This is a genomic window from Brevibacterium daeguense (assembly GCF_021729135.1).
GTDB lineage: Bacteria > Actinomycetota > Actinomycetes > Actinomycetales > Brevibacteriaceae > Brevibacterium > Brevibacterium daeguense.
In genome coordinates, this window is sequence record NZ_JAJTWW010000027.1 from 1 (window position 1) to 22,837 (window position 22,837).

The following is a 22,837-nucleotide window of genomic DNA, read 5'->3' on the forward strand; positions in this document are numbered from 1 at the left end:
AACGAGATAATGGCACTGTGGAGCCGACGACGAACGTGCAGAGCAGAGCCTTTGAGATCGCTGACCAGTCACCGCTGCCGCGGCTGACCGGTCTGCCGGATGTGAGCCGAGTGCAGTACCGCCCTCCGGTGGCGGTCGAGACCGTGGATTTCGACACCGCGGATCGTGCCCTCTCCAGTCACGGCATCCTCCTGCGCAGGACCACAGGTGGGCCGTCCCCCGGCTGGCTGGTCACCCTCGAGACCGCAGAGGGTGAGATGAGCGCCACGGAGGAGCTCACCAAGTCGGACCGCAAGGCAGCCGAGGGGCAGGACGCCAACCCCGCGCAGATCTCGGTTCCCGGCTCACTGCTCGATCTCATCCAGGCGCACCTGCGAGGATCTCAGGTGCTGCCCGTGGCACGACAGAACATCCTTCACGCCGCAGTCGAGCTCATCGACTCTTCCGGCAACGTGATCGCGGAAATCGGAGACGACCAGGTCGCTGCAATGGCAGTCGGGACCCGCACGCAGGGCCGTGTTCACCATCGGCGCGAGTGGACAGTGGCGCTCAAGGCTGAATTCGGCCCGGAGAAGCAAGCCGATGTTTTCCTCGATTCGGTGGCCAAGGTGCTGCAGGAGGCCGGCGCCACCTCCGCGCCTGCCCCGGCCGACGTCGTCGACGATCGCCCGGCTCCCATCCCGGATTCCCAGGGGGAGGATGACACTACGGCAGTGCTGCGAGCAGCCCTGTCCTCGCAGGTCGAACGTCTGAAGGCATGGGACCCCTTGGTGCGCATCGACGCCTACGACTCGGTGCACCAGATGCGGGTGAGCGCTCGCGCGCTGCGCTCGATCATCCAGACGTACCGACCGCTGTTCTCGGAGAAGGAAGCCAAAGAGCTCAATCGGGAGCTCAAAACGCTGGGACGCATCCTGGCCGACGCCCGCGACTCCGAGGTCGTGCGCGACATGGTCGATGAGAAGGTGGCAGCACTCCCGGCGGGAACGGTCGGGACTGTTGTCTCGCCCAAGATCGTCAAACACCTCATCAGGTCTTTCGACGACGACTACCGGAAGGCACACAAGCGCGTGCGCAAGGAGCTCAGCGGCAACTGGTACTTCGGCCTGCTCGATCTCCTGGATGGATTCATCGAGAATCTGCCGCTCGACCCCGAACTGACCTCGAAGCAGAAGTCTGATCCCGCTTCCCTTCTGAATCCCCTGGTCGATGATCAGCTTGCCAGCGTCCTCGCGATGGCCCGCGCCGTTGAATCGGAGCCCGACCCGATCGAACAGGTGGAACTCATGCACGAGGTCCGCAAGGACGCCAAGCGCCTGCGCTATGCGATCTCGGCGGTCTCCGATTCCGGACTCATGGAATTCGACGCAGCGACCGATTCCAAGATGAAGGTCGCCAAGAGACTGCAGGGTGTGCTCGGCGAACATCGTGACTCGATCATGTTCGGCGAACACGTTCTCGCCAGTGCTCGGCAGGAAGAGAAATCCGGCGGCAATTCGTTCGGCTACGGGGTTCTGTTCGCCGCCGAGTTCCCGCTGCGCGCGAAGGCGGAGAAGAAGTTCACCAAACTCGTCCAGCGCCTCGGCGAAGAGTAGCGAACTGATTGGGCGCCTCGGCGAAGGGCGATCAAGCGGCACGCCGAGGAACGCCTCGGCAGCTCCCCCACTCCTCGCGGCAGCTGCCCCACTCCTCGCGGCGGCCCACGCTACTCTGCGATTCGCGGGCTGTCCCCCGGCGCCTCGGCATCGGAGTCGCTCGGGTCCTTGGGACGTCGCCTGACGAAGACCATCGCCCCCAGCAGCCCGAGGAATGCGATCACGAGCGCCACGGTCAGGACCGGGGCGCGCGAATAGGCGAACGCTAGGGCCTCGAATCCGATGAACCCGACAGTCGAGTAGATGGTCGCCCATGCAGCCCCGCCGATCGCGAGCGCCGGCAGATAGCGGATCAGCGGCATCCGCGTAGTACCCGCCGCAAGATTCATCAGGGTCTGCAGCCCGATCGTGAGGAAGCTCAGGGCCACAATCGGAGGTCCCCAGCGGTTGAGCCCCTCCTCCGCCCTCCGGTACCGATCGGACTCAAGAGTCCTGCGCACACCGCTGAATCGGGTCATCCCGCCACGCACCAACCGGCCCACAGCGTAGGTTCCACCCGCCCTCAGCAGGACGATGCAGTACAGGGCTGCCCAGACTGCGGCGAAGGGCAGGCCCCAGTTCGACGGATTGATGTCGTCCTCTCCTGCGCGCTCCTCAACGCGCTGCCCCTCAGTTTAGTTCAGGCCTCTGCTCTCCACGGGCGGCTCCTACGCGGCGGCACTCTGCATTCCGGTCCGCCGGCCGTAGAGCTTGGCACCCTCGTTGCCGAGGACGAGCATGGCCACCAGCAGGCCGACGCTCGCCACAGCAGATCGTCCTTGCCGGAGAAGTAGTAGAGAACTACCCCCTTGCTCACTCCAGCACGGCGGGCGATCTTCGCAAGCGAGGCGCCAGCGCATCCCACCTCAGCCGGCGGCGCAGCTGATGATCCGGGACCGTCGGGCCGACTCAGTGAAGTAGGGGAATGCGGATGAGATTCTGACCGCAAAGGTGAAAATTTGGACCGCTCGGTCAGATCACGACCAGGTGCAGAAGGACGATTCTGTCGGAACTGCCCTGGGGACGTCCCGGATCTGCCCTCAAGACTTGGGGGTGAGCCCCTCGGGCGTACGGATGAGCCCTTCTACGCAGGGTGAGCCCGCCGAGGTGCCTGGTGCCCCCAGTGGGATTCGAACCCACACTGAATCGATTTTAAGTCGACTGCCTCTGCCGGTTGGGCTATGGGGGCGTCACTGAACCCAGCCTACACAGCACCTCATCGTGCACGACGACGCCACCCCGCCTCCGAGAAACCGGAGGCGGGGTGGTCAGGATGCGTCTCAGCGCCGGCCGCAGCGGCGGCTCGTCAGACGAGGTGTCTTCCCGGGATCAGACGCTGGCGGGTTCCTTCTTCATCTCCTTCTTCGGAGCCGGCTTCGAATTGGCGGCATCCACGAAGGCCTTGCGCGGCACGTCCAGGTCCTTCAGCGGCATCACGTCGCGACCGAGCACGAAGCTGAGGATCCAGTTGCTGAACACGCGCGCCTTGCGGTCGAACGTCGGGATCGCGTAGCCGTGGTACGCGCGGTGCATCAGCCAGGCGATCGGACCGCGGGTCTCGAAGTCGCCGACCTGCGACACGCCCTTGAACGGGCCCAGGCCAGCGACGGTGCCGATGGTCTTGTGGAAGTACTGCTTGAACTCGGATTGGCCACGCAGCGCGGCCAGCAGGTTCTCGGCCAGCACGGGAGCCTGACGCACGGCATGCTGGGCGTTGGGCACACAGAAGCCGCCCACTCCCCCGCCGGACAGATCCGGCACAGCGGCGTTGTCACCGGCGGCCCAGGCGCCCTCGACGACACCGTCCTCGCCCTCGACGCGCAGGTCGGCGCGCACGGTCACGCGTCCGCGGTCGTCGATCGGCAGGTCCGAGTCGACCAGGACCGGGTTGGCCTTGACGCCGGCCGTCCAGATGATGGTGTCGGCGTCGAACTCCTCACCGTTGGACAGCTTGACGTGCTTGTCGGTGCAGTCGCTGAGGAAGGTCTCCAGGTACACATCGATTCCGCGCTCGCGCAGGTGATCGACGACCCAGCGGGCCTGCGGCTCGCTGACCTCGGGCATGACCCGCGCCATGCCCTCGACGAGGACGAAGCGGACATCCGCGTCGGTGAGGGTCTCGTACTGGGCGACCGCAGCGCGAGTCATGTCCTCGAGCTCCGCAATCACCTCGATGCCGGCGAACCCGCCGCCCACGAGCACAAAGGTCAGCGCGCGGCGGCGCTCGTCGTCGTCCTCCATGAGGGAGGCTTCGGAGATCCGGTTGAGGATGTGGTCGCGAAGGGCGACCGCCTCTTCGATGCGCTTGACGCCGATGGCCTCTTCCGCCAGGCCGGGGATCGGAAGGGTCCGGGTCACGGAGCCGGCGGCCAGCACGATCTGGTCATAGTCGAGCTCGAAGGGCTCGCCACCGTCCGGCTCGACCACGACGAACTTGTCGGCATGGTTGATGCTGCGAACTGCACCGGTGATGACTTCGGCGCCCTTGAGGTTGCGACGCAACGGCACGACCGCGTGGCGCGGTTCGATGTTTCCGCCGGCCACCTCGGGCAGGAACGGCAGGTAGGTCATGTAGGGGTTGGGATCGACGACGGTGACCGTGGCCTCTCCCCGACCCAGATTCTTGAGCAGGTTCTGAGCCGTGAGAAGACCGAGTGTCCCGCCACCGACAACGAGGATACGAGGACGCAGTTTGCTGTTTCTGATCAAAGCCATGGCCTCATGCTATCGCTTTGTGAAAACTTTCACTACCACGGCTCAGGGGCCCTCGATGCCTGCGTCGCCCTGCTCATGACCGGCAGAGTCGCCCTACTCCTGACCGGCAGAGTCGCCCTGCTCCTGAGCGGCAGATCGACGCTGCTGCACGGCCGTCCGGCGCGCTGATCGCAGGCCGAGGACGACCAGCAGCGCAGCGGCGGCTCCTCCGCCGGCCAGGACGATCGGACCGGTCGGATCGACGGACGTCCGGTCAACGGCGGCACCCGGCTTCGACTCCTCGGTGAGCGCCGCCTGCGAGGTCTCCGCGTCCGAGGCGCCTTCCGGGTCCTCGACGTCGGCCCGCCGATGCATGTCGACCCACTGGGACAGCGCCGCGGAGGCGCTGGGGACGTCGGCGGGCACCTCGGCCCGAAGAGCCTCGCCCGGTTGGACCCTTCCCCATCCGACGATCGGATCCGGTTTCCCGGGAGAGCTGCGGCCGTCGTGGCCGGGAACCTCGGTGGCGGTCGAGTGCAGCTTGGCGACCACCTCGTCTGCGGTGAGCTCCGGCTGGGCGCTGCGCAGCAGGGCGACGATCCCGGAGACGACGGGTGCCGCGAACGAGCACCCCTGCGCCTGGGCATACCCTCCGGTGTGGAACGGCACGGGAATGTTCTCCGCAGGCCCCATCAGGTCGACGGCGATGCCCGGTGCGGTCGATTCCGTGCGCACGCCGCCGTCCTCGGCCAGGCCGCCGACTCCGACGACACCGGGCACTGTCGAGGGCGACCACGCCTGGTCGGCGCCCTGCGAGCTGTTGCCGACGCAGGCGACGATGACCGCATCCTTGCTGTAGGCGTACGCGAAGGCCTCGTCCCACGCTTCCGGCCAGCTGGGGTCGTCCCAGCCCAGGGACATGTTGATGACGTCGGCGCCGTTGTCGGCCGCCCAGCGGATGGCCTCCGCCGCCTGCTCGCGGGATGAGGGCGCACCGTCCGGCAGTCCCGTTCCCAGCCACATCGACGCCGACAGGATCGCCGCGTCCGGCGCCACCCCCACGGGTCCCGCACCCTCCCCGCTGCCCGCGATCACTCCGGCGACAGCGGTGCCGTGATGAATGGTCTCCGTGGGCCCGATCGGGGTCTTGCCGTCAGTGCCCGACTGGCTGAAGTCGCGCGCCCCCGCCACCCTGTCGCTGAGGTTCTCGTGGTCGTCCTCGACGCCGGAGTCGATGACGGCGACGGTGACACCTTCGCCGGTGGTCTGCGGCCAGAGCTCATCGATCCCGTAGTCCTCGATGAACCACTGGCCAGGACCGGGCTCAGGTGCGGTGGAATCTGCTGGGCCGGGTGCCGGGGCCTCCCGGGCAGGCGGTGTCCCAGCAGGCGCTGGGGCGGTCGCAGCAGGCGTTGGGGCGGCCCAGGCAGACGCCGCCCCGGGAGCCGCGGCTGCCTGGGCCGCAGGAGCCACCGGCAGCAGGGAGAGCGCGCAGGCAGCGGACAGGAATCTCCGCAGAGGTGCCGACGGCTTCAGACGGTGCCTCCCTGGGGTGCCACCAGGCGCAAGGCGATCCCGTCGAGGATGTCGGTTTCGCTCGTCATGATGCGCAGCCGTCCGCCGTCCTGCGTCACGAGCTCATCGACGCGTTCGACGATGTGCGAGAAGATGAGCCCACCGGCACCGATCACATCGGCGCGTCCCGGATGCATGTAGGGCAGCTCCCTGCGCTCCGCACGCGACATTCCCAGCAGCCGGTGCGAAGTCTGACGAAGCTCATCCAGCTGAAGCTCGGCGCCGTGGATGGCCTCGCGCTGGTACGCGGGCAGATCCAGCACGGCCGCGCTGATCGTGGTGATCGTGCCGGCCACGCCGACGAGGGTGCGGGCACGCTGCACGTCCACGGACTGCAGAGCCGAGTCGAATGCGGAATCGATGTCGGCGATGGCGGCGTCGGCCTCTGCGCTCGACGGCGGATCGGAGGGCAGGTGCCGCTCCGTGATGCGGACGCTGCCGATGTCCATGCTGACGACCTGGTCGACTGCGGTATCCCCGAGCACGAGCTCGGTGGAGCCGCCGCCGAGGTCCATCACCAGGTAGGGCGACTCCGTCTCGGGTCCGGCAACGCCTGCGGTAGCGCCCAGGAACGACAGCTCGGCCTCTTCGGCACCGCTGATGACCTCGGCGTCCACCCCGAGGCGCGAGCGCACTCCGTCGAAGAAGACGTCCCGATTGCTCACATCACGGCTGGCCGAGGTGGCGACGAAGCGCGTGACCTCCGGCTGGTGCTCGTTCGTCAGAGCGGCGAACTCCTCGCACACCGCGAAGGTCCGGTCGAGCGCCTCCGCCGCGAACTCGCCGGTCGCGTCGACGCCCTGCCCGAGGCGCACGATCCGAGTCTCACGAACCACGTCCTCGACGACCCCGTCCTGGATATCGGCGATGAGGAGTCGCAGGGAGTTCGTTCCGCAGTCGAAGGCAGCTACACGAGTCATGTCTTCACTTTAAGGCACCGAATCCGGACCTCATTCCGCGGCTGGCACTCCGGTCATGAGATCGAGCGCCCGGTCCCCGATGGGATTCACACCCCGGCCGGCTGCCAGGGTGTGGCCCACCAGGGCATGGAGGCACTTGACGCGGGTGGGCATCCCGCCGGCGGAGAAGTCCTCGATCTCCGCGACCTCGTCGATGCCGACGTCTGCGCCGAGCTTCTTCCGATCCGCGAGGTAGGCCTCGTGTGCCCGCTGGTACGCGGCCGCCAGCTCCGGATCCTCCCCGAGCTCAGCGGTCAGCTCGGCCATCACTCCGGCGGCTTCCAGCCGCGAGCACTCGGCGACGTACTCGGGATGAGTGAGGTAGTAGGTGGTGGGGAAGGGTGTGCCGTCCTCCAGGCGCGGAGCCGTCGCGACGACGACCGGCTCTCCGCCGGCGGTGCGGGCGGCGACGCCGATGACACCTCTCGGGACCCGTCCGAGCTGCCGGCGGATCGTCTCGTTGTCGTCGGTGGTGCACGGGGTGATCATGGGCTGTCCTTCGTCGCGTAGCCGACCGACTTCAGCGAGTCGAGCAGCTCGATGTACCACGGCTGCTCGCGCATCGGTCGCTCGACCTTGTCCTGTGCGCTCGCCGAAGCGTCGTCCTCGATGTCATCGACGACGATATACGCATTCTCGCCGGGGCGGACGTAGTGCTGCTCCTGGCGCGCAACCCGTTCGATGTACTCGGGGTCCTCCAGCTGCTGCTGCTTGTCCTGCAGCTGCTCGACCTCGTTTCGGGTCTGCTCGATGTCCCTCTCCAGGGCGGTGATCTGCTGGATCTGCCGGATCCCGGTGTTGATGCTCGGGACGAACATCGCGACCAGCAGAACGACGAGCGTCATGAGGATGATGGACCTGGCCGACAGCTTGCGGCCTGCCGCGGTGTCATCGAGGGCAAGCGGATCCTCCGCTGCCACGGCCGCGGCGGAGCGTGAGCTGCGTACGGTGGCCTTCCGACCGCGAGCAGGTGCAGCCGAAGCCGGCCGCGAACCGGCTCGTCTGCGATTGCTGCTCATGACACCTCGAACGCGCATAGGGGAAGGGACGACGCGACATCTTCAGTGTGCCCCGCCTTCCCCTCCCCCGGGCGGATTGTCCGCGGGTGTGTTCGTCACTCCTTACGCGTGGAAGCGCGGGAACGCCGACCTCCCCGCGTAGCGCGCGGCGTCGCCGAGCTGCTCCTCGATGCGGAGCAGCTGGTTGTACTTCGCCACGCGCTCGGAGCGGGCCGGTGCGCCGGTCTTGATCTGTCCGGCATTCGAGGCGACCGACAGATCAGCGATGGTGGTGTCCTCGGTCTCTCCCGAGCGATGGGAGATCATCGTGGTGTACTGATGCGTCTGAGCCAGCCGGATAGCGTCGAACGTCTCCGTGAGCGAGCCGATCTGATTGACCTTGACCAGCAGCGAGTTCGCGGCACCGGTGTCGATCCCGCGGCGCAGCCGCTCCGGGTTGGTGACGAACAGGTCGTCGCCGACGATCTGCACGCGATCCCCGAGCTGCGAGGTGAGCTCGATCCACCCGTCCCAATCATTCTCGTCCAGGGGATCCTCGATCGACACCAGCGGGTACTTGGCGACGAGGTCTGCATAGTACGCGGTGAGCTCCGCGGAGCTCTTGGCGCCGCCCTCGAAGGAGTAGGAGCCTTCGGAGAAGAACTCGCTCGAGGCGACGTCCAGCGCCAGCGCGATGTCCTTGCCGGGCCGGCGGCCGGCCGATTCGATGGCCTCGATGATGAGGTCGAGCGCCTCCGAATTGGAGCCGAGGTCCGGGGCGAACCCGCCCTCGTCGCCGAGCCCGGTCGACAGCTTTCGGCCCTTGAGCACTGCCTTGAGTGCGTGGTACACCTCGGTGCCCCACTGCAGCGCCTCCCGGAAGCTGGCGGCTCCGATCGGCGCGATCATGAATTCCTGGATATCGACGTTGGAGTCGGCGTGGGAGCCGCCGTTGAGGATGTTCATCATCGGCACCGGGGTGACATGGCCGTTCGGGCCGCCGAGGTACCGGTACAGCGGCAGGTCCGCGGACATCGCAGCCGCGCGGGCAACGGCCAGGGAGGCGCCGAGGATCGCGTTGGCGCCGAGCCGTGACTTGTTCTCCGTTCCGTCCAGGTCGATCATCACCTGGTCGACGAGGCGCTGGTCGTCGGCTTCGATGCCGGCGATCGCGTCGTTGATCTCGTCGAGCACGACTTCGACGGCGTTCTGCACGCCCTTGCCCAGGTAGCGCTCCGGATCCCCGTCGCGCAGCTCCACGGCTTCGAACTCTCCGGTCGAGGCGCCGGAGGGAACACCGGCACGGCCGACCGAGCCGTCCTCGAGCAGGACTTCCACCTCGACGGTGGGGTTGCCGCGGGAATCAAGAATTTCTCTGGCATTGGCTGCGATGATTTCTGCCATGCTGCTTCTCCTACTGTCGCCTTCAGACTTCGGCGGAATCATCCACCTGCCAGACACCTTAGTGCAGGCCGCAGACGCCGCCCGACCAACTGGCTCGGATGAGACGATCGGCCCAACCGGTCCCGTTGGCACTGGTCCCCTGGGTTGACCTCAGCTGAGATCCTGCCCGCTGCAGCCGGCGCCCGCAGTTCCCTTCAGCTATCACCCTGTTCGTCGCAGCGGGCGAACCGGGCCTGCCGGATGACGCGATCCTCTGCCCGCGCCGTCGCCTGACGCAGCGCAGATTCCGCGTCGACGCCGAGGCGGTGCGCGCGAGTGACCAGCGAGAACAGCTCTTCGCCGATCGCCTCCGCCGATTCCCGCTCCTCACCGGCGTCCTCGTGTTCGCCCGCGACCGCGGCCGGCACGGGGAGCTCGAGGCGCTCGATCCTGCCGAGCACGGATTGGGCTCGGGTCAGGGCGGGCATGGAGGCGGGAACGGATTCGAATGACGCGCGCGCCTGAGCTGCGCGAGCAGTGGCGGACGAGCGGGCAGGATCGGCAGCGTCTGTCGCTTCGGCAGTGTCTGCCGCTCCGGCAGCGACGGGCGCTCCGGCAGCGCCCGGGACGGCTGCCTGACGTTCCGCGACCTTCACCGCCTCGTAGCGCCGCTCGACCTCCTCGATGTCCACTGGGCCGTCCGAGTCGAAGACGTGCGGATGGCGGCGAACGAGCTTGGCCTTGAGGCGTTCGACGACCGCGGTGAATGCCTCGGCCGGACAGGGATCGGCGCGCAGCCGTGGCTCACCGGTGCTCTCCTCCCCTGTGCCCTCTTCCGCAGCCGCGCCAACCGCGCCACCCGTCTCTACCGCGCCGCCGGCCGTCGCTGCCGCAGCCGCGCCTACCCCGTCGCCCACGTCTGCCGCGCCAGCCGCCGAATCGAGCAGCGCGGCGTGGAACAGCACCTGGTAGAGCACATCACCGAGCTCCCCCACCACCTCCTGGCGCGTCTTGCTGCCGGGAGCTCGGTCATGAGCGTCCAACGCGGCGAGCAGCTCATACGTCTCCTCCAGCAGATACTTCTGCAGGCTCGTATGGGTGTGCGCGGCAGCCCAGGGGCAACGGGCACGGATGTAGGCCATCACCTCGGTGATGTCGAGAGAGGCAACATCCGGACGCTCCCACGCCTGCGCCGGGCTCGACTGCGACCGTGCCGGTGGTGGTCCTGCCATCTGCGCCGCGCCCGGCTTCGGCGAGCCGTCAGGGCATCCCCGCCCCTGACGGCTCGCCTCGATTCCGCGCCGCTCCTCACCCACCTCGGTGCTCCTCGCGGCTCACGAGGCGGACTCGGCGCCGACCGGCGCCTTCCCGGCGGGCGCCTCGGCGTCCTTCTCCTCCGGCTTGGGCGCCGGGAAGATCGCGTCGAGGAATTCGGTGACCCACTGCAGCAGCGCCGAATCGGTGAGGTCCTGCTTGTCGAACCCGGTGCCGGCCTGCGGCTTGGGCACGAGCACCGAGCGCAGCGCCGGCTTGATCAGCGCCTTGGGGTGCAGCCGCTTGAGGCGGACGATCTGCGAGTCGAGCGGTTCGACCGGACCGAAGCGGATGAAGTTGCCCTGGGTGACGATCTCGGAGATGCCGGACGCTCGTGCCCGGATCCGCAGCCGCGCGACGTCGGCCAGCGTGTCGACAGCCGGCGGGTACGGCCCGTAGCGGTCGGTGAGCTCGGCGAGCACCTCGGCGACGTCCTCCTCGCGCGCGGCGGCCGCCAGCTTGCGATAGGCCTCCAGCCGCAGCCGTTCGTGCTCGACGTAGTCGGTGGGCAGGTGCGCGTCGATCGGCAGCTCGATGCGCATCTCGGGCTCCTCCTCGGCGCCCTCGCCCTTGAAGTTCGCGACCGCCTCGCCGACGAGCCGGACGTAGAGGTCGAAGCCGACGCCCTCGATGTGCCCCGACTGCTGACCGCCGAGCAGGTTGCCGGCGCCGCGGATCTCCAGGTCCTTCATCGCCACCTGCATGCCGGCGCCGAGCTCGGTGTGCGAGGCGACCGTCTGCAGCCTCTCGTGCGCGGTCTCCGTCAGCTGGGTCTCCGGCGGGTACAGGAAGTAGGCATAGGCGCGCTCACGGCTGCGACCCACGCGACCGCGCAGCTGGTGCAGCTGCGACAGGCCCATCCGGTCCGCGCGGTCGATGATCAGGGTGTTGGCATTCGAGATGTCGATGCCGGTCTCCACGATCGTGGTGCACACGAGCACGTCGAACTTCTTCTCCCAGAAGTCGACGATGACCTGCTCGAGGCGCTGCTCGCCCATCTTGCCGTGGGCGACAGCGATCCGCGCGTCGGGCACGAGCTCGGAGATGTGAGCGGCCACCCGCTCGATGTCCTGCACCTTGTTGTGGATGTAGAACACCTGCCCCTCACGCAGCAGCTCGCGCCGGATCGCGGCGGCGACCTGCTTGTCCTCGTGCTTGCCGACATAGGTCAGCACGGGATGGCGCTCCTCCGGAGGCGTCGCCAGGGTCGACATCTCACGGATACCGGTGACGGCCATCTCCAGGGTGCGCGGGATCGGGGTGGCGGACATCGCGAGCACGTCGACGTTGGTGCGCAGCGCCTTGAGCGTCTCCTTGTGCTCGACGCCGAACCGCTGTTCCTCGTCGATGATGACCAGTCCGAGGTCCTTGAACCGGACCTCCCCGCTGAGCAGCCGGTGGGTGCCGATGACGAGATCGAGCTTGCCGGCGGCCAGATCCTCCTTCACCTGCTGGCTCTGCGCCGCGGTCTGGAAGCGCGACAGTCCGGCGACGGTGACCGGGAATCCCGAATACCGCTCGGAGAACGTCTCGTAGTGCTGCTGGACGAGGAGCGTCGTGGGCACGAGCACGGCGACCTGCTTGCCGTCCTGGATCGCCTTGAACGCCGCGCGCACCGCGACCTCGGTCTTGCCGTAGCCCACGTCGCCGCAGATCAGGCGATCCATCGGGATCTCCTTCTCCATGTCGGCCTTGACCTCGTCGATGGTCGTGAGCTGGTCGGGTGTCTCGATGTAGTGGAAGGCGTCCTCGAGCTCGCGCTGCCACGGCGTGTCCGGGGAGAACTGGTGGCCCCTGGTGGCCCGCCGGGCGGAGTACAGGCGGATCAGCTCGCCGGCGATCTCCTTGACCGCCTTGCGCGCCTTGGCCTTCGTCTTCGCCCAGTCGGAGCCGCCCATCTTGTTGACGCTCGGGTTCTCGCCTCCCACATACCGGGTCACCTGGTCGAGGGAGTCCGAGGGCACGTAGAGGCGGTCGCCGGGCTGCCCGCGCTTCGACGGCGCGTACTCGATCACCAGGTATTCGCGGGTGTGGGCGTTGGCGCCCCGGCCGGCGGTCCGCTGCACGAGCTCGACGAAGCGCCCCACCCCGTGCTGCTCGTGGACGACGAAATCGCCGGGCTTGAGGTCGAGCGGGTCGACCTGGTTGCGTTTCCGGCGCGATGGCAGGCGGCGCATGTCGCGGGTCGAGGTGGCCGCGGCTCGGCCGAGCACGTCGGCCTCGGTCAGCACGGCGAGTCTGAGCGACTCGACGACGAATCCGCCGTAGGCCGCCGCCGTCGTCACCGTCACCGTCCCCGCCTTGCCGGGTGCGGCGAGGTCGTCGGTGAAGGAGGCGGGCACCTCGGCCTCGGTGAAGACCTCGACGAGGCGCGTGCCGGGTCCCTTGCCCTCGGTGAGGACGTAGACCGTCCACGAATCGTGGGTGAGCTTCCGGACATCTCCGAGGATCGCCTCGACATCCCCGGAGTAGCCTCGGGGTTCGCGCGCATCGATGTCGTGGACCGCCTCGGGCTCCTCGACGAGCTCCGCATCGACTGCGAAGCCGCCGAGCTCCCACCACGGCAGGCCGATCACCGCCGCCCCCTCCCGAGTCTCCTGAAGGGTGCGGAAGCTCGCGGCCGACAGGTCGATGGGCGCTTCGCCCCCGTCCGAGGCGCCCGTCCAGGCGGCGGCGAGGAACTCCTCGGTGGTGGCCACCAGGTCCTCGGCGCGGGCGGAGACCTTCTGCGGTGCGGTGACGATGATGCGGCTGTCCTGCGGCAGGCAGGCGATGAGCGGCTCCATGCCGTCGGCGAGCACCGGCGCCAGCGATTCCATGCCCTCCACCGCCGTGCCGTCGGCGATCCGCTCGAGCATGTCGCGGGCGGCGGGCAGGGTGTCGGCGAGTCCGCGCGCCCGCTCCCGCACCTGCGGCGTCAGCAGCACCTCCCGGCACGGCGGCGCCCAGAGTCGGAACTCGGCGCCGTCGGCGGTGGGGGTCGAGCGCTGGTCGGCGACGGAGAAGGGCCGGATCTCGTCGACCTCGTCCCCGAAGAACTCGATGCGCAACGCGTGGTCGTCGGTGGGCGGGAAGATGTCGAGGATGCCGCCGCGCACGGCGTACTCGCCGCGACGGGACACCATGTCCACCCGCGAGTACGAGAGGGCCGACAGGCGCTCGGCGAGCTCCGTCAGCTCGGCGGTGTCACCGGTCGACAGGGCCACCGGCTCGAGATCACCCAGGCCCTTGACCAGCGGCTGCAGCAGCGCGCGCACCGGAGCGACCACGACGGACAGCTCTGCGCCGGGCTCCGGATGGGCGATCTTGCGCAGCACGGAGAGCCGGCGGCCGACGGTGTCGGAGCGCGGTGAGAGCTTCTCGTGCGGCAGGGTCTCCCAGCTCGGGAAGACCTCCACCCGGTCGGAGGGGAGATGATCTCCGAGCGCATCCGCCAGTTCGTCGGCCTCGCGCCCGGTGGCGGTCACGGCGAGCACAGTGGCTGATCGGGCCGCGCCGGCGATGAGGAGTGGCCACAGCCCCTTGACGGCATTGACGGAGCCCTGGCCGGCGGTCGGGTCGGCCAGGGCGGCGGCGGCCTCGGAGTAAGCCGAATGCGAATCGAGTGTGGTGGAGATTCCGGTCAAAGACACGCAACAAGTGTACTCACCGGATCAGGACCCGTGCGGATCGGCCCGGCACTCCGGCCCGATCTCGGACCGCGGACTCAGGCAGCTCTGAGACACTGGGTGCATGAGCCTGAGCCGACAGCCCTCGCCGTCACCCGAACCGTCGCTGACCGGAGAGCTGGGGCGCTCCCTGACGCGCTTCCTCCATCCCGTCGCACTGCTCGCCCTCATGTGGGTCGTCCGAGCAGCTGACTTCGTGCTGCCGGGCACGTTCAACACCTACGGGATCCGCGCCTGGGACATCACCAGCCTGTTCGGACTGGCGACCTCTCCGGTGCTGCATTCCGGATGGGGGCACCTGCTGGCCAACACCGTGCCATTCCTCATCCTCGGGCTGCTCGTGGCCGCAGACGGCGCGCGCAGGTTCTGGGTGGTCACGGCGATCATCGCGGCGGTCGGCGGAATCGGCACGTGGGTCGTCAACTTCCCCGGCACCGTCACCGTGGGCGCCTCGGGACTGGTCTTCGGCTACTTCGGCTATCTGGCAGGGCGGGCAGTGTTCGTGAAGTCGATGGCCCACCGGATCGGATACGCGGTCGTCGCCGTCTTCGTGGTGCTGACCTTCGGCGGATCGATGCTCATCGGCGTGCTGCCGCTCTACCCGGGCATCTCCTGGCAGGGGCATCTGTTCGGTGCTGTGGGCGGAGCCATCGCGGCGTGGCTGCTGGCCCGCGGCGACAACCGCCGTGCGCTCGAGGCAAGACAGGCCCGCGTGCACCGGGACGATCCGTACGGTCTGCGCGACCTCGGTCTCTGAGGCTGCTCTTCCTCTGCGGCCGCTCTTCCTCTGGGGCCTTCCGTCGGCCCGCTTCTCGGCTCGCTCTTCAGACCGCGCTTCAGACCGTCTGTCAGACCGCGCGGGCGTGGAACTTCTGCTGAGCCGCCTCCAGCCCTTCGGCGACCAGCAGCTCGGTCGCATCGGCCAGCTCGCCGATGAAGATCGGCAGCGTCGAGCGCTCGTCCTTGGTGAACGGCTTGAGGACGTAGTCGGCGGTGTCCATCCGCCCGGGTGGCCTGCCGACGCCGGCCCGGACTCGCAGGTAGTCTTTGGTGCCGAGTGACTGGGTCATCGAACGCAACCCGTTGTGGCCGCCCTCGCCGCCACCGATCTTGAGCTTGATCGCTTCGAATGGCAGATCCACGTCGTCGTGGATCGCAATGATCCGCTCCGGCTCCACCGAATGGAACTGCGCGACCTGCGCGACCGGGGGGCCGGAGACGTTCATGTAGGTGAGCGTCTTCATCAGCACCACCCGGGGTCCGGGCAGCCCGCCCACAGCCGGCAGTCGGCCGCCGGCAGCGATCGCCTTGGCCTTCGTGCTCCTGAGAGTCGCGCCGAGGCGCCCCGCGAGCTCGTCGACCACCATCTGCCCGATGTTGTGCCGGGTGGCGGTATAGCGGTCCCCCGGGTTTCCCAGTCCGACGACGAGCCAGGTATCACCGGCCACCGGTCATCTCCTTCGCACTCCGTGAGGGGCGCTCGATCCCATGGATCGACGCGCCCCTCACACGGGTAGTCGTGCCGTCCTCGCTCGGACTGCAGATCTGTCGAGCAGTCCTTACTCGGACTCTCCATCGGCAGCGTCGGGTTCGGCGCCGGTGGATGCGGCGACGTCCTCGTCCACGGCCTCGGACTCGAGCTCCGCCTCGAGCTGTGCTTCGGACAGCTGCGCGGAGACATTGATGAGCAGGAACTCCGGATCATCGATCAGCTCGACGCCGGCAGGCAGCGAGACGTCGCCGGCGTAGACGTGGTCGCCGGGCTTGCGGCCTTCCATCGAGACCTCGATCTGCTCCGGAATGGTCGTGGCTTCGGCGAGCACGCGGATCGACTGGTTGTCCACGGAGATCATGGTGCCGTAGGCCGGCTCGCCCACCATGTGGACGGGCACCTCGACCTCGATCTTCTCGCCGCGCACGACGACGAAGAGATCGACGTGCTCGATGTGGCGGTTGACGGGGTTGATCTGAACCTCGCGCGGAATGGCCAGCTGGTTCTTGGATCCGTCGGAGCTGACGATCTCGAGCAGTGCGTTCGAGGTCTTCAGCGCCATCATCGTGGCGTGACCTTCGAGGGTGATGTGGATCGGATCGCGGCCGTGACCGTAGAGAACGGCCGGAATGCGGTCGGCACGGCGGATCCGGCGGGCAGCGCCCTTTCCGAATTCGGTGCGCAGTTCAGCGGCGAGTGTGGCATCAGCCATCTGGAGCTCCTTCTTGTGGTTGGGGGCACCGCGGCGGACGAATCCCCTTGGTGCCGGCCGGAGCCGTGCCACAGGAAGACCGCGTCGATAACGGAGCGCCGGCGGATGCCGGTCTCCCTCGCCGAGGTAACCAGACTATGGTACGCCAGTCACGGCCGGTGTTCCAATCAGACCTCGTCGAAGAGGCTGGTCACTGAGCCGTCCTCGAACACCTCGTGAACCGCGCGGGCCAGCAGCGGGGCGATCGACAGCACCGTGAGCTTGTCGAACATCTTGTCCTCGTCCAGCGGCAGGGTGTTGGTCACGATGACTTCCTTGGCAACGGAGTCGCGCAGCCGCTCGATCGCCGGGCCCGAGAACACGGGGTGGGTGGCCACGATGACGACTCCCGCCGCTCCGGCCTGCATGCAGGCGTCTGCCGCCTGCACGATCGTGCCGCCGGTGTCGATCATGTCGTCGACGAGGATGCAGGTGCGCCCCTCGACCTCGCCGACCACCCGATTGGCCTTCGACTGATTCGGACGGGAGATGTCGCGGGTCTTGTGGATGAAGGCCAGCGGCACGCCGCCCAGGCTGGCCGACCAGTTCTCGGCGACCTTGATCCGTCCGGCGTCCGGAGACACCACGGCCAGATCGCCCGGGTGGTTGGCCTTGACGTAGTCGGCGAGGATCGGCAGCGCGATGAGGTGGTCGACCGGCCCGTCGAAGAATCCCTGGATCTGCGCGGTGTGCAGATCGACCGTGATGATGCGATCGGCGCCGGCGGTCTTGAACAGGTCGGCGACGAGGCGCGCAGAGATGGGCTCGCGTCCCCGGTGCTTCTTGTCCTGCCGGGCGTAGGGGAAGAACGGCGCGATCACCGTGATCCGCTTGGCCGAGGCGCGTTTGAGCGCGTCGACCATGAGCAGCTGCTCCATCACCCACTCGTTGATCGGCGAGCAGTGCGACTGCATCACGAAGACGTCCGTGCCTCGCACGGACTCGGAGAATCGCACGTAGATCTCGCCGTTGGCGAAGTTGTACACGTCGGTCGGCAGCAGCTCGGTGCCGAGGTTCTCGGCGACCTGCTCGGCCAGCTCCAGGTTGGCGCGACCGGTGACGAGGACGAGCTTCTTCTCCCCGGCGGCGGTGATCGAGTTCACTTATCCGACTCCTTCTGCGCGGCTTCCTGCCGCGCACTGTCCTGCTGCGCCTTGTCGTGGTCGTGCTGCGTGCTGTCGCGGTCCTGCTGCGCCTTGTCGTGGTCCTGCTGCGTGCTGTCGTGCAGCGCACCTGCGGCCTCGGCGGCCTGCGCTGCAGGCGTGCCGGGGCGCTTCTCCATGACCCAGTTCTCGACGTTCCTCTGCGGGGCCACGGTCATGGCAAGGGCGCCCGCCGGCACATCCTTGCGGATCACCGTGCCCGCGCCCGAATAGGCGCCGTCGCCCACGGTCACCGGAGCGACGAACATCGTGTCGGAGCCGGTGCGCACGTACGAGCCCACCGTGGTGTGATGCTTGTCCATGCCGTCGTAGTTGACGAAGACCGAGGACGCCCCGATGTTCGAGTACTCCCCGATCGTCGCGTCGCCGACGTAGGTCAGATGGGGCACCTTCGATCCGGTGCCGATCTTGGCGTTCTTCGTCTCCACGAAGGTGCCGATCTTGCCCTCGGCTCCCAGCTCGGTGCCCGGCCGCAGGTAGGCGAAAGGGCCGACGGTGGCGTCCTCCCCGACGACGGCGAGCTGGCCGTGGGTGCGCGTGACCTGCGCGCCGGCTCCCACCTCGGTGTCGGTGAGCGTCGTGTCGGGTCCGATCACCGCATGCGAGGAGATGTCGCAGGCGCCGTAGAGCTGGACGCCCGGCAGCAGGGTGACATCGGAATGGAGTGTGACGTCGGCGTCGATCCACGTGGTGTCGGGGTCGACCACCGTGACACCGGCGCGCATCCAGTCCTCGACGATTCGGCGGTTGAGCTCCTTGCCCAGCTGGGCGAGCTGCACACGGTCGTTGGCGCCCTCGACCTGCCACACATCCTCGGTCGTCAGAGCCGACACCCGCGAGCCGCGGCCGCGCGCGATCGAGATGACGTCGGTGAGGTACTTCTCGCCCTGCGCATTGTCGGTGCTGACCTCGGTCAGGCAGGATCTGAGGATCTCCGCGTCGAAGGCGTAGATTCCGGAGTTGATCTCCGTGATCTGCCGCTCGTCGTCGCTGGCGTCCTTCTCCTCGACGATCCGCTGCAGGTCGCCGGCGGAGTCCCGCACGATCCGCCCGTAGCCCTGCGGCTTGGCGACCTGCGCGGACAGGACGGTCACTGCGTGCTGGTTGGTCTCGTGGAATGCGACGAGGGAATTCAGAGTGTCGGCGGTGAGCAGCGGCACGTCGCCGTAGGTCACGACGACGGTCCCCGTCAGGTCACCGGGCAGCTGGGTGAGGGCGCACTCGGTGGCCCGCCCGGTCCCGGGGATGTCGTCCTGATCGGCGACCAGCACGGTCCTGTCGATCTGCGCGGCGACGCTATTCACGTGCTCCGCGACCTGCTCGCGCGCATGGCGGAGGACGACCACCAGATGCGCGGGAGCGGTGCCGGCGGCGGCATTGATCGCGTGGTGCAGCAGAGAGCGGCCGCCGATCGGATGCATGACCTTCGGGGTGACGGATTTCATGCGGGTGCCTTCACCGGCGGCGAGCACGATGACTGCCGCGGGGCGATGCTGCGTCATAGGGAGAGCTCCTCTTCTGGGGCGGTGTCCAGCCTCGCTCCGCCTCTAGGATTCGAACCTAGACCACACGGCTCCAAAGGCCGGCGTGCTGCCATTACACCAAGGCGGATCACACAGGGTCACCCTGAGCAAATACCCCGTACATCTTGCCACTAAGGTTGAGGCTATGGAAATTCTCAGAGAGATCCTGCTGTTCCTCCACCTTATCGGCATGGCGATCATCATCGGGTCGTATTTCGCGTTCATCCGCACCCCTCGGGTGGCCCCCGGCATGCTCCACGGCGCCTACCTGCAGCTGGCCACCGGCCTCCTCCTGGTCGCTGTGCTGGAGATGGGCGACGGGGACGTCAACCACATGAAGATCGGCATCAAGCTCCTGCTGGCCATCCTCACTGCCGTGTTCGCCTTCATCGGAGTGCGCCAGGACAAGAAGGCCGCCCAGCTTGTGGGTGCGGGCGCTCCCGCCGAGGCGCCGACCGGCCCGCGCCCGTCCGCGACGATGGCTCACCTGTCCTTCGCCTCCGCGGTGCTGGCCGTGCTGGTCGCCGTGTTCGTCTGAGTCCGCTCTGCCCTCGACGCAGAAGCCGGCGGCCGTCAGCGGCTGCAGGCTTCTGTGCTGTCCTCCTGATTCCAGCGCGGCGTCATCCCGGTTCCAGGGTCGTGTCAGACCCGCTTGCTAGATTGCGTAGACCATGACTTCACCGTTCGACTTCCTGAACTCGGCCTCTCTCACCATGCCCTCGACGGCAGGCGCCCCCTCCGAGGGCTCCGCCGCACCCGAGGCGTCCCCCGCCTCGGGCGGTCCCGGTTCCCATGCTGCGGGATCGGCTCCCGCCTCGTCCGCTGCAGGAGCGGGCGCGCGCCGATCGCGTGGCGCGGATTCGGCTGCGGAGTCTTCGGACGTGCTCCTCGAAGGGCTCAATCCGCAGCAGGTCGCGGCTGTCGAGCACTCCGGCTCGCCGCTGCTCATCGTCGCCGGTGCAGGCTCCGGGAAGACCACGGTGCTGACCCGCCGGATCGCCTACGCCCTGCGCAGCGGCCGCGCCCACCCCGGCCAGGTGCTCGCCATCACGTTCACGAACAAGGCCGCCAAGGAGATGGTCGAACGCATCACCGAGCTCGTCGGTCCTGCTGCACGCGGGATGTGGATCTCCACCTTCCACTCCGCCTGTGTCCGGATCCTGCGCCGGGAGGCCAAGGCGCTGGGCATGAAGTCGAACTTCACCATCTACGATGCCCAGGACTCGCTGCGCCTGATCACCCAGTGCGTCCGCGAAGCGAATCTGGATTCGAAGAAGTTCACTCCCCGGTCGCTGCAGCATCGGATCTCGGGGCTGAAGAACGACCTGGTGACTGCGGAGGACTACGCGAACCGGGCGCAGGAGAGCAATCCCTCGGAGCAGGCGCTGGCGGAGGTCTACCGTCGCTACTCCGACCGGCTGCGACTGGCCAATGCCTTCGACTTCGATGACCTCATCATGGAGACCGTCCACCTGCTCGGCGCGTTCGAGGACATCGCCGCGAACTACCGGGCGCGCTTCAAGCACATCCTCGTCGACGAGTACCAGGACACCAATCCGGCGCAGTATCAGCTGATCAGGACGCTGGCCGGCGCGGATCTTCCCGAACCCACCGCCGAACTCACCGTCGTCGGGGACGCCGACCAGTCGATCTACGCATTCCGCGGGGCGACGGTGCGCAACATCGTGGAGTTCGAGGAGGACTTCCCGCAGGCTCGGGTGATCCTGCTGGAGCAGAACTATCGGTCCACGCAGAACATCCTGTCCGCCGCCAATGCGGTGATCTCCCACAACGATGACCGGAAGGACAAACGGCTGTGGACCGACAGCGGGGCCGGTGAGCCGGTGACCGGCTGGGTCGCCGAATCCGAGCAGGCAGAGGCCCAGTTCGTCGTCGACACGATCGACGAACTCATCGACAGGGAGGATCTCACGTACGGTGACTTCGCCGTCTTCTACCGCACGAACGCCCAGTCCCGCGCGGTCGAGGACGCGCTCGTCCGCTCCGGAATGCCGTACAAGGTGGTCGGCGGCACCCGGTTCTACGAGCGCAAGGAGATCAAGGACGCCCTCGCCTATCTGCGCGTCATCGCCAATCCGGACGACGACGTGAACCTGCGGCGGATCCTCAACGTCCCCAAGCGCTCGATCGGCGACAGGACGGAAGCGCTCGTCGGGGCGCTGGCCGAGCGAGAGCGGATCAGCTTCAACGCCGCTCTCGATCGGGCGGAGGAAGCGCCCGGGCTGTCGTCGCGCTCGCTGGGACCCATCAGCAGGTTCCGCACGCTGGTGGCGGACCTGCGGTCGACAGCTGAGGGCGCGCCCGTGTCCCGGATCCTCGAATCAGTCCTCGAGCAGACCGGCTACCTCGCCGAACTCCATGCCAGCACGGACCCGCAGGACGAGTCGCGTGTCGACAACCTCGCAGAGCTGGTCGCGGTTGCCGAGGACTTCGGCCGCGCCAATCCGAACGGCACTCTCGACGAGTTCCTGGAGCAGGTGTCGCTGTCCTCGGATGCCGATCAGATTCCCGACCCGGAGGTCGGCGAAGTCACCCTGATGACTCTGCACACCGCCAAGGGCCTGGAGTTCCCGGTCGTGTTCCTCACGGGGCTCGAGGACGGGACCTTCCCGCACCAGCGCTCGCTGAGCTCCAGCACGGAATTGGCGGAGGAACGACGGCTCGCCTACGTCGGCCTCACCCGCGCCCGCCGCAAGCTGTACCTGAGCAGGGCCGAAACCCGCCACACCTGGGGCCAGCCGTCCTACAATCCGCCCAGCAGATTCCTCGGCGAGATTCCCGACTCCCTCGTCGACTGGGCGAACACCGGCAGCCTGACCGCCCCGGCGGCCGAACGGGCCTTTGCCCCCGCACGATCAACCGCGAGGTCGGGTGGTGCCGGCGGTGCAGGCGGCTTCCCCAACCGCATCCGCCCCAACCGGGAGGTCGTCCACGTCGACGCAGGGGACAGGGTCTCCCACGATTCCTTCGGTCTCGGCACAGTGATCGAGGTCAGCGGGGCCGGCGACAAGACGATCGCCACGGTCGACTTCGGGTCCGCCGGCACCAAACGCCTGCTCATGCGCTACGCACCGGTCGAGAAGCTCTGAGTCGCGCAGTGAGGGCCGGCATCCGGGTGGATGCCGGCCCTCGGCCTGTCAGTCGCGTGCGCCCAAGGCAGGGCGCTGCGCAGTCACTTCTGCTGGTCCGACTCGTTTCCGACCTTCTCATCAGCGGCGTCGCGTCCCTTGTCGACCTTGTCGCTGAACTTCCCGCCGCCGACGCCTGATGCCGCGTCCGCTGCCTTGTCGAGGCCGGCGTCGGTGGCCTTCTCGCCGCGATCGCTGCCGGCCGCGTCCTTTGCCTTGTCTGCGAGTCCCATACTGCTCCTCCATCTCAGTCGGCACAGAACCGAGGGCCCTCGGCTCGATTGCCATGCTTGCACCGGGGACGAGGAGTGTAAACCGGTTGTGGGTGCGGGCTTCGTGTGAATGAACTGCGTCCGGGCGCCGTTGCCGCTCAGGTGCTGGGCACGACCAGGGTGAGAGCGGTCAGTGACACCGCTGCCAGCAGCAGGGTGAACACGTCGACGGTCCGGCTCCGATTGACCCACACCTCACCCCACGGCGCAGGCAGGCAGCGCACTGCCGCCAGTGCCGCCGGGCCCAGCGCCAACGTCAGAC

Annotated in this window: 19 protein-coding genes, 2 tRNA genes and 1 pseudogene; 4 read left to right on the forward strand and 18 right to left on the reverse strand. The window is 67.9% G+C overall.

Translation table 11 applies throughout. The features are described 5' to 3' along the window. On the forward strand, positions 1 to 1,595 hold a 1,595-nt coding region (locus tag LXN01_RS15360; RefSeq protein WP_236866609.1), incomplete at its 5' end, for a CYTH and CHAD domain-containing protein. A gap of 110 nt (positions 1,596 to 1,705) precedes the next feature. Here LXN01_RS15360 and LXN01_RS15365 read toward each other — a convergent pair. The 11 genes and pseudogenes from LXN01_RS15365 to mfd form a co-directional block, all read right to left on the reverse strand. Beyond that, a complete protein-coding gene (locus LXN01_RS15365) occupies positions 1,706 to 2,227 on the reverse strand; it encodes a DedA family protein (RefSeq protein WP_336885286.1) in 522 nt (173 codons plus the stop codon). Between the two features lie 221 nt (positions 2,228 to 2,448). Further along, positions 2,449 to 2,499: pseudogene (locus tag LXN01_RS16485) on the reverse strand (hypothetical protein); the annotation flags it as partial. 247 nt (positions 2,500 to 2,746) lie between these two features. Then, a tRNA-Leu gene (locus LXN01_RS15370) sits at positions 2,747 to 2,823 on the reverse strand. Positions 2,824 to 2,963: 140 nt separating this feature from the next. Beyond that, on the reverse strand, positions 2,964 to 4,349 hold the full coding sequence (locus LXN01_RS15375; protein ID WP_236866613.1) for an NAD(P)/FAD-dependent oxidoreductase: 1,386 nt from the start codon (positions 4,347 to 4,349) through the stop codon (positions 2,964 to 2,966). Positions 4,350 to 4,442: 93 nt separating this feature from the next. After that, on the reverse strand, positions 4,443 to 5,801 hold the full coding sequence (locus tag LXN01_RS15380; protein WP_236866615.1) for a S8 family peptidase: 1,359 nt from the start codon (positions 5,799 to 5,801) through the stop codon (positions 4,443 to 4,445). A gap of 59 nt (positions 5,802 to 5,860) precedes the next feature. Beyond that, positions 5,861 to 6,823 (reverse strand): Ppx/GppA phosphatase family protein, encoded by a 963-nt coding sequence (locus LXN01_RS15385; protein ID WP_236866617.1) that lies wholly within the window; start codon positions 6,821 to 6,823, stop codon positions 5,861 to 5,863. Positions 6,824 to 6,853: 30 nt separating this feature from the next. Further along, positions 6,854 to 7,351, reverse strand: a complete 498-nt coding sequence (locus LXN01_RS15390) for a DUF501 domain-containing protein (protein ID WP_236866619.1) — start codon at positions 7,349 to 7,351, stop codon at positions 6,854 to 6,856. Continuing rightward, positions 7,348 to 7,881, reverse strand: coding sequence for an FtsB family cell division protein (locus LXN01_RS15395; protein WP_236866621.1), 534 nt, complete (start codon positions 7,879 to 7,881; stop codon positions 7,348 to 7,350). Before LXN01_RS15395 ends, LXN01_RS15390 begins: the two co-directional genes overlap by 4 nt. A 102-nt stretch (positions 7,882 to 7,983) precedes the next feature. Continuing rightward, positions 7,984 to 9,264, reverse strand: coding sequence for a phosphopyruvate hydratase (eno, locus tag LXN01_RS15400; protein WP_236866623.1), 1,281 nt, complete (start codon positions 9,262 to 9,264; stop codon positions 7,984 to 7,986). Between the two features lie 194 nt (positions 9,265 to 9,458). Then, a complete protein-coding gene (locus LXN01_RS15405; RefSeq protein WP_236866624.1) occupies positions 9,459 to 10,559 on the reverse strand; it encodes a MazG nucleotide pyrophosphohydrolase domain-containing protein in 1,101 nt (366 codons plus the stop codon). Between the two features lie 18 nt (positions 10,560 to 10,577). Further along, positions 10,578 to 14,189 carry a transcription-repair coupling factor gene (mfd, locus tag LXN01_RS15410; protein WP_236866626.1) on the reverse strand — a complete coding sequence of 1,204 codons (3,612 nt, stop codon included), beginning with the start codon at positions 14,187 to 14,189 and terminating at the stop codon, positions 10,578 to 10,580. A gap of 100 nt (positions 14,190 to 14,289) precedes the next feature. On the opposite strand from mfd, the gene LXN01_RS15415 reads away from it, so the two are divergent. Further along, a complete protein-coding gene (locus LXN01_RS15415; RefSeq protein WP_236866628.1) occupies positions 14,290 to 14,982 on the forward strand; it encodes a rhomboid family intramembrane serine protease in 693 nt (230 codons plus the stop codon). A gap of 91 nt (positions 14,983 to 15,073) precedes the next feature. Here the strand turns inward: LXN01_RS15415 and pth are convergent, their stop codons facing one another. From pth to LXN01_RS15440, 5 genes are all read right to left on the reverse strand, one after another. Continuing rightward, positions 15,074 to 15,673, reverse strand: a complete 600-nt coding sequence (gene pth, locus LXN01_RS15420; RefSeq protein WP_236866630.1) for an aminoacyl-tRNA hydrolase — start codon at positions 15,671 to 15,673, stop codon at positions 15,074 to 15,076. A gap of 111 nt (positions 15,674 to 15,784) precedes the next feature. After that, a complete protein-coding gene (locus tag LXN01_RS15425; RefSeq protein WP_236866632.1) occupies positions 15,785 to 16,429 on the reverse strand; it encodes a 50S ribosomal protein L25/general stress protein Ctc in 645 nt (214 codons plus the stop codon). A gap of 167 nt (positions 16,430 to 16,596) precedes the next feature. Next, entirely contained in the window at positions 16,597 to 17,571 is a 975-nt protein-coding gene (locus LXN01_RS15430; protein ID WP_236866634.1) for a ribose-phosphate diphosphokinase, read from the reverse strand. Further along, entirely contained in the window at positions 17,568 to 19,133 is a 1,566-nt protein-coding gene (gene glmU, locus LXN01_RS15435) for a bifunctional UDP-N-acetylglucosamine diphosphorylase/glucosamine-1-phosphate N-acetyltransferase GlmU (protein ID WP_236866636.1), read from the reverse strand. The genes LXN01_RS15430 and glmU overlap by 4 nt, the downstream gene beginning before the upstream one ends. Before the next feature lie 37 nt (positions 19,134 to 19,170). Beyond that, positions 19,171 to 19,242, reverse strand: a tRNA-Gln gene (locus LXN01_RS15440). 57 nt (positions 19,243 to 19,299) lie between these two features. Here LXN01_RS15440 and LXN01_RS15445 point away from each other — a divergent pair. Together LXN01_RS15445 and pcrA are read left to right on the forward strand one after the other, a co-directional pair. Beyond that, on the forward strand, positions 19,300 to 19,692 hold the full coding sequence (locus LXN01_RS15445) for a hypothetical protein (RefSeq protein WP_236866639.1): 393 nt from the start codon (positions 19,300 to 19,302) through the stop codon (positions 19,690 to 19,692). 133 nt (positions 19,693 to 19,825) lie between these two features. Next, positions 19,826 to 22,264 (forward strand): DNA helicase PcrA, encoded by a 2,439-nt coding sequence (gene pcrA / locus LXN01_RS15450; protein WP_236866641.1) that lies wholly within the window; start codon positions 19,826 to 19,828, stop codon positions 22,262 to 22,264. Positions 22,265 to 22,347: 83 nt separating this feature from the next. On the opposite strand, the gene LXN01_RS15455 is transcribed toward pcrA, so the two are convergent. Then, positions 22,348 to 22,536, reverse strand: coding sequence for an Rv0909 family putative TA system antitoxin (locus LXN01_RS15455; protein ID WP_236866643.1), 189 nt, complete (start codon positions 22,534 to 22,536; stop codon positions 22,348 to 22,350). 137 nt (positions 22,537 to 22,673) lie between these two features. Then, positions 22,674 to 22,829 (reverse strand): hypothetical protein, encoded by a 156-nt coding sequence (locus LXN01_RS15460; protein ID WP_236866644.1) that lies wholly within the window; start codon positions 22,827 to 22,829, stop codon positions 22,674 to 22,676. Between the last annotated feature and the right edge of the window lie 8 nt (positions 22,830 to 22,837).

Excerpts from the sequence above, each read along its gene's own strand:
- LXN01_RS15445 (WP_236866639.1), top strand. The coding sequence starts at position 19,300 with ATGGAAATTCTCAGAGAGATCCTGCTGTTCCTCCACCTTATCGGCATG.
- LXN01_RS15455 (WP_236866643.1), bottom strand. The coding sequence starts at position 22,536 with ATGGGACTCGCAGACAAGGCAAAGGACGCGGCCGGCAGCGATCGCGGC.
- pcrA (WP_236866641.1), top strand. The coding sequence starts at position 19,826 with ATGACTTCACCGTTCGACTTCCTGAACTCGGCCTCTCTCACCATGCCC.
- LXN01_RS15395 (WP_236866621.1), bottom strand. The coding sequence starts at position 7,881 with ATGAGCAGCAATCGCAGACGAGCCGGTTCGCGGCCGGCTTCGGCTGCA.
- LXN01_RS15385 (WP_236866617.1), bottom strand. The coding sequence starts at position 6,823 with ATGACTCGTGTAGCTGCCTTCGACTGCGGAACGAACTCCCTGCGACTC.
- LXN01_RS15425 (WP_236866632.1), bottom strand. The coding sequence starts at position 16,429 with ATGGCTGATGCCACACTCGCCGCTGAACTGCGCACCGAATTCGGAAAG.
- eno (WP_236866623.1), bottom strand. The coding sequence starts at position 9,264 with ATGGCAGAAATCATCGCAGCCAATGCCAGAGAAATTCTTGATTCCCGC.
- LXN01_RS15375 (WP_236866613.1), bottom strand. The coding sequence starts at position 4,349 with ATGGCTTTGATCAGAAACAGCAAACTGCGTCCTCGTATCCTCGTTGTC.
- glmU (WP_236866636.1), bottom strand. The coding sequence starts at position 19,133 with ATGACGCAGCATCGCCCCGCGGCAGTCATCGTGCTCGCCGCCGGTGAA.
- LXN01_RS15415 (WP_236866628.1), top strand. The coding sequence starts at position 14,290 with ATGAGCCTGAGCCGACAGCCCTCGCCGTCACCCGAACCGTCGCTGACC.
- LXN01_RS15390 (WP_236866619.1), bottom strand. The coding sequence starts at position 7,351 with ATGATCACCCCGTGCACCACCGACGACAACGAGACGATCCGCCGGCAG.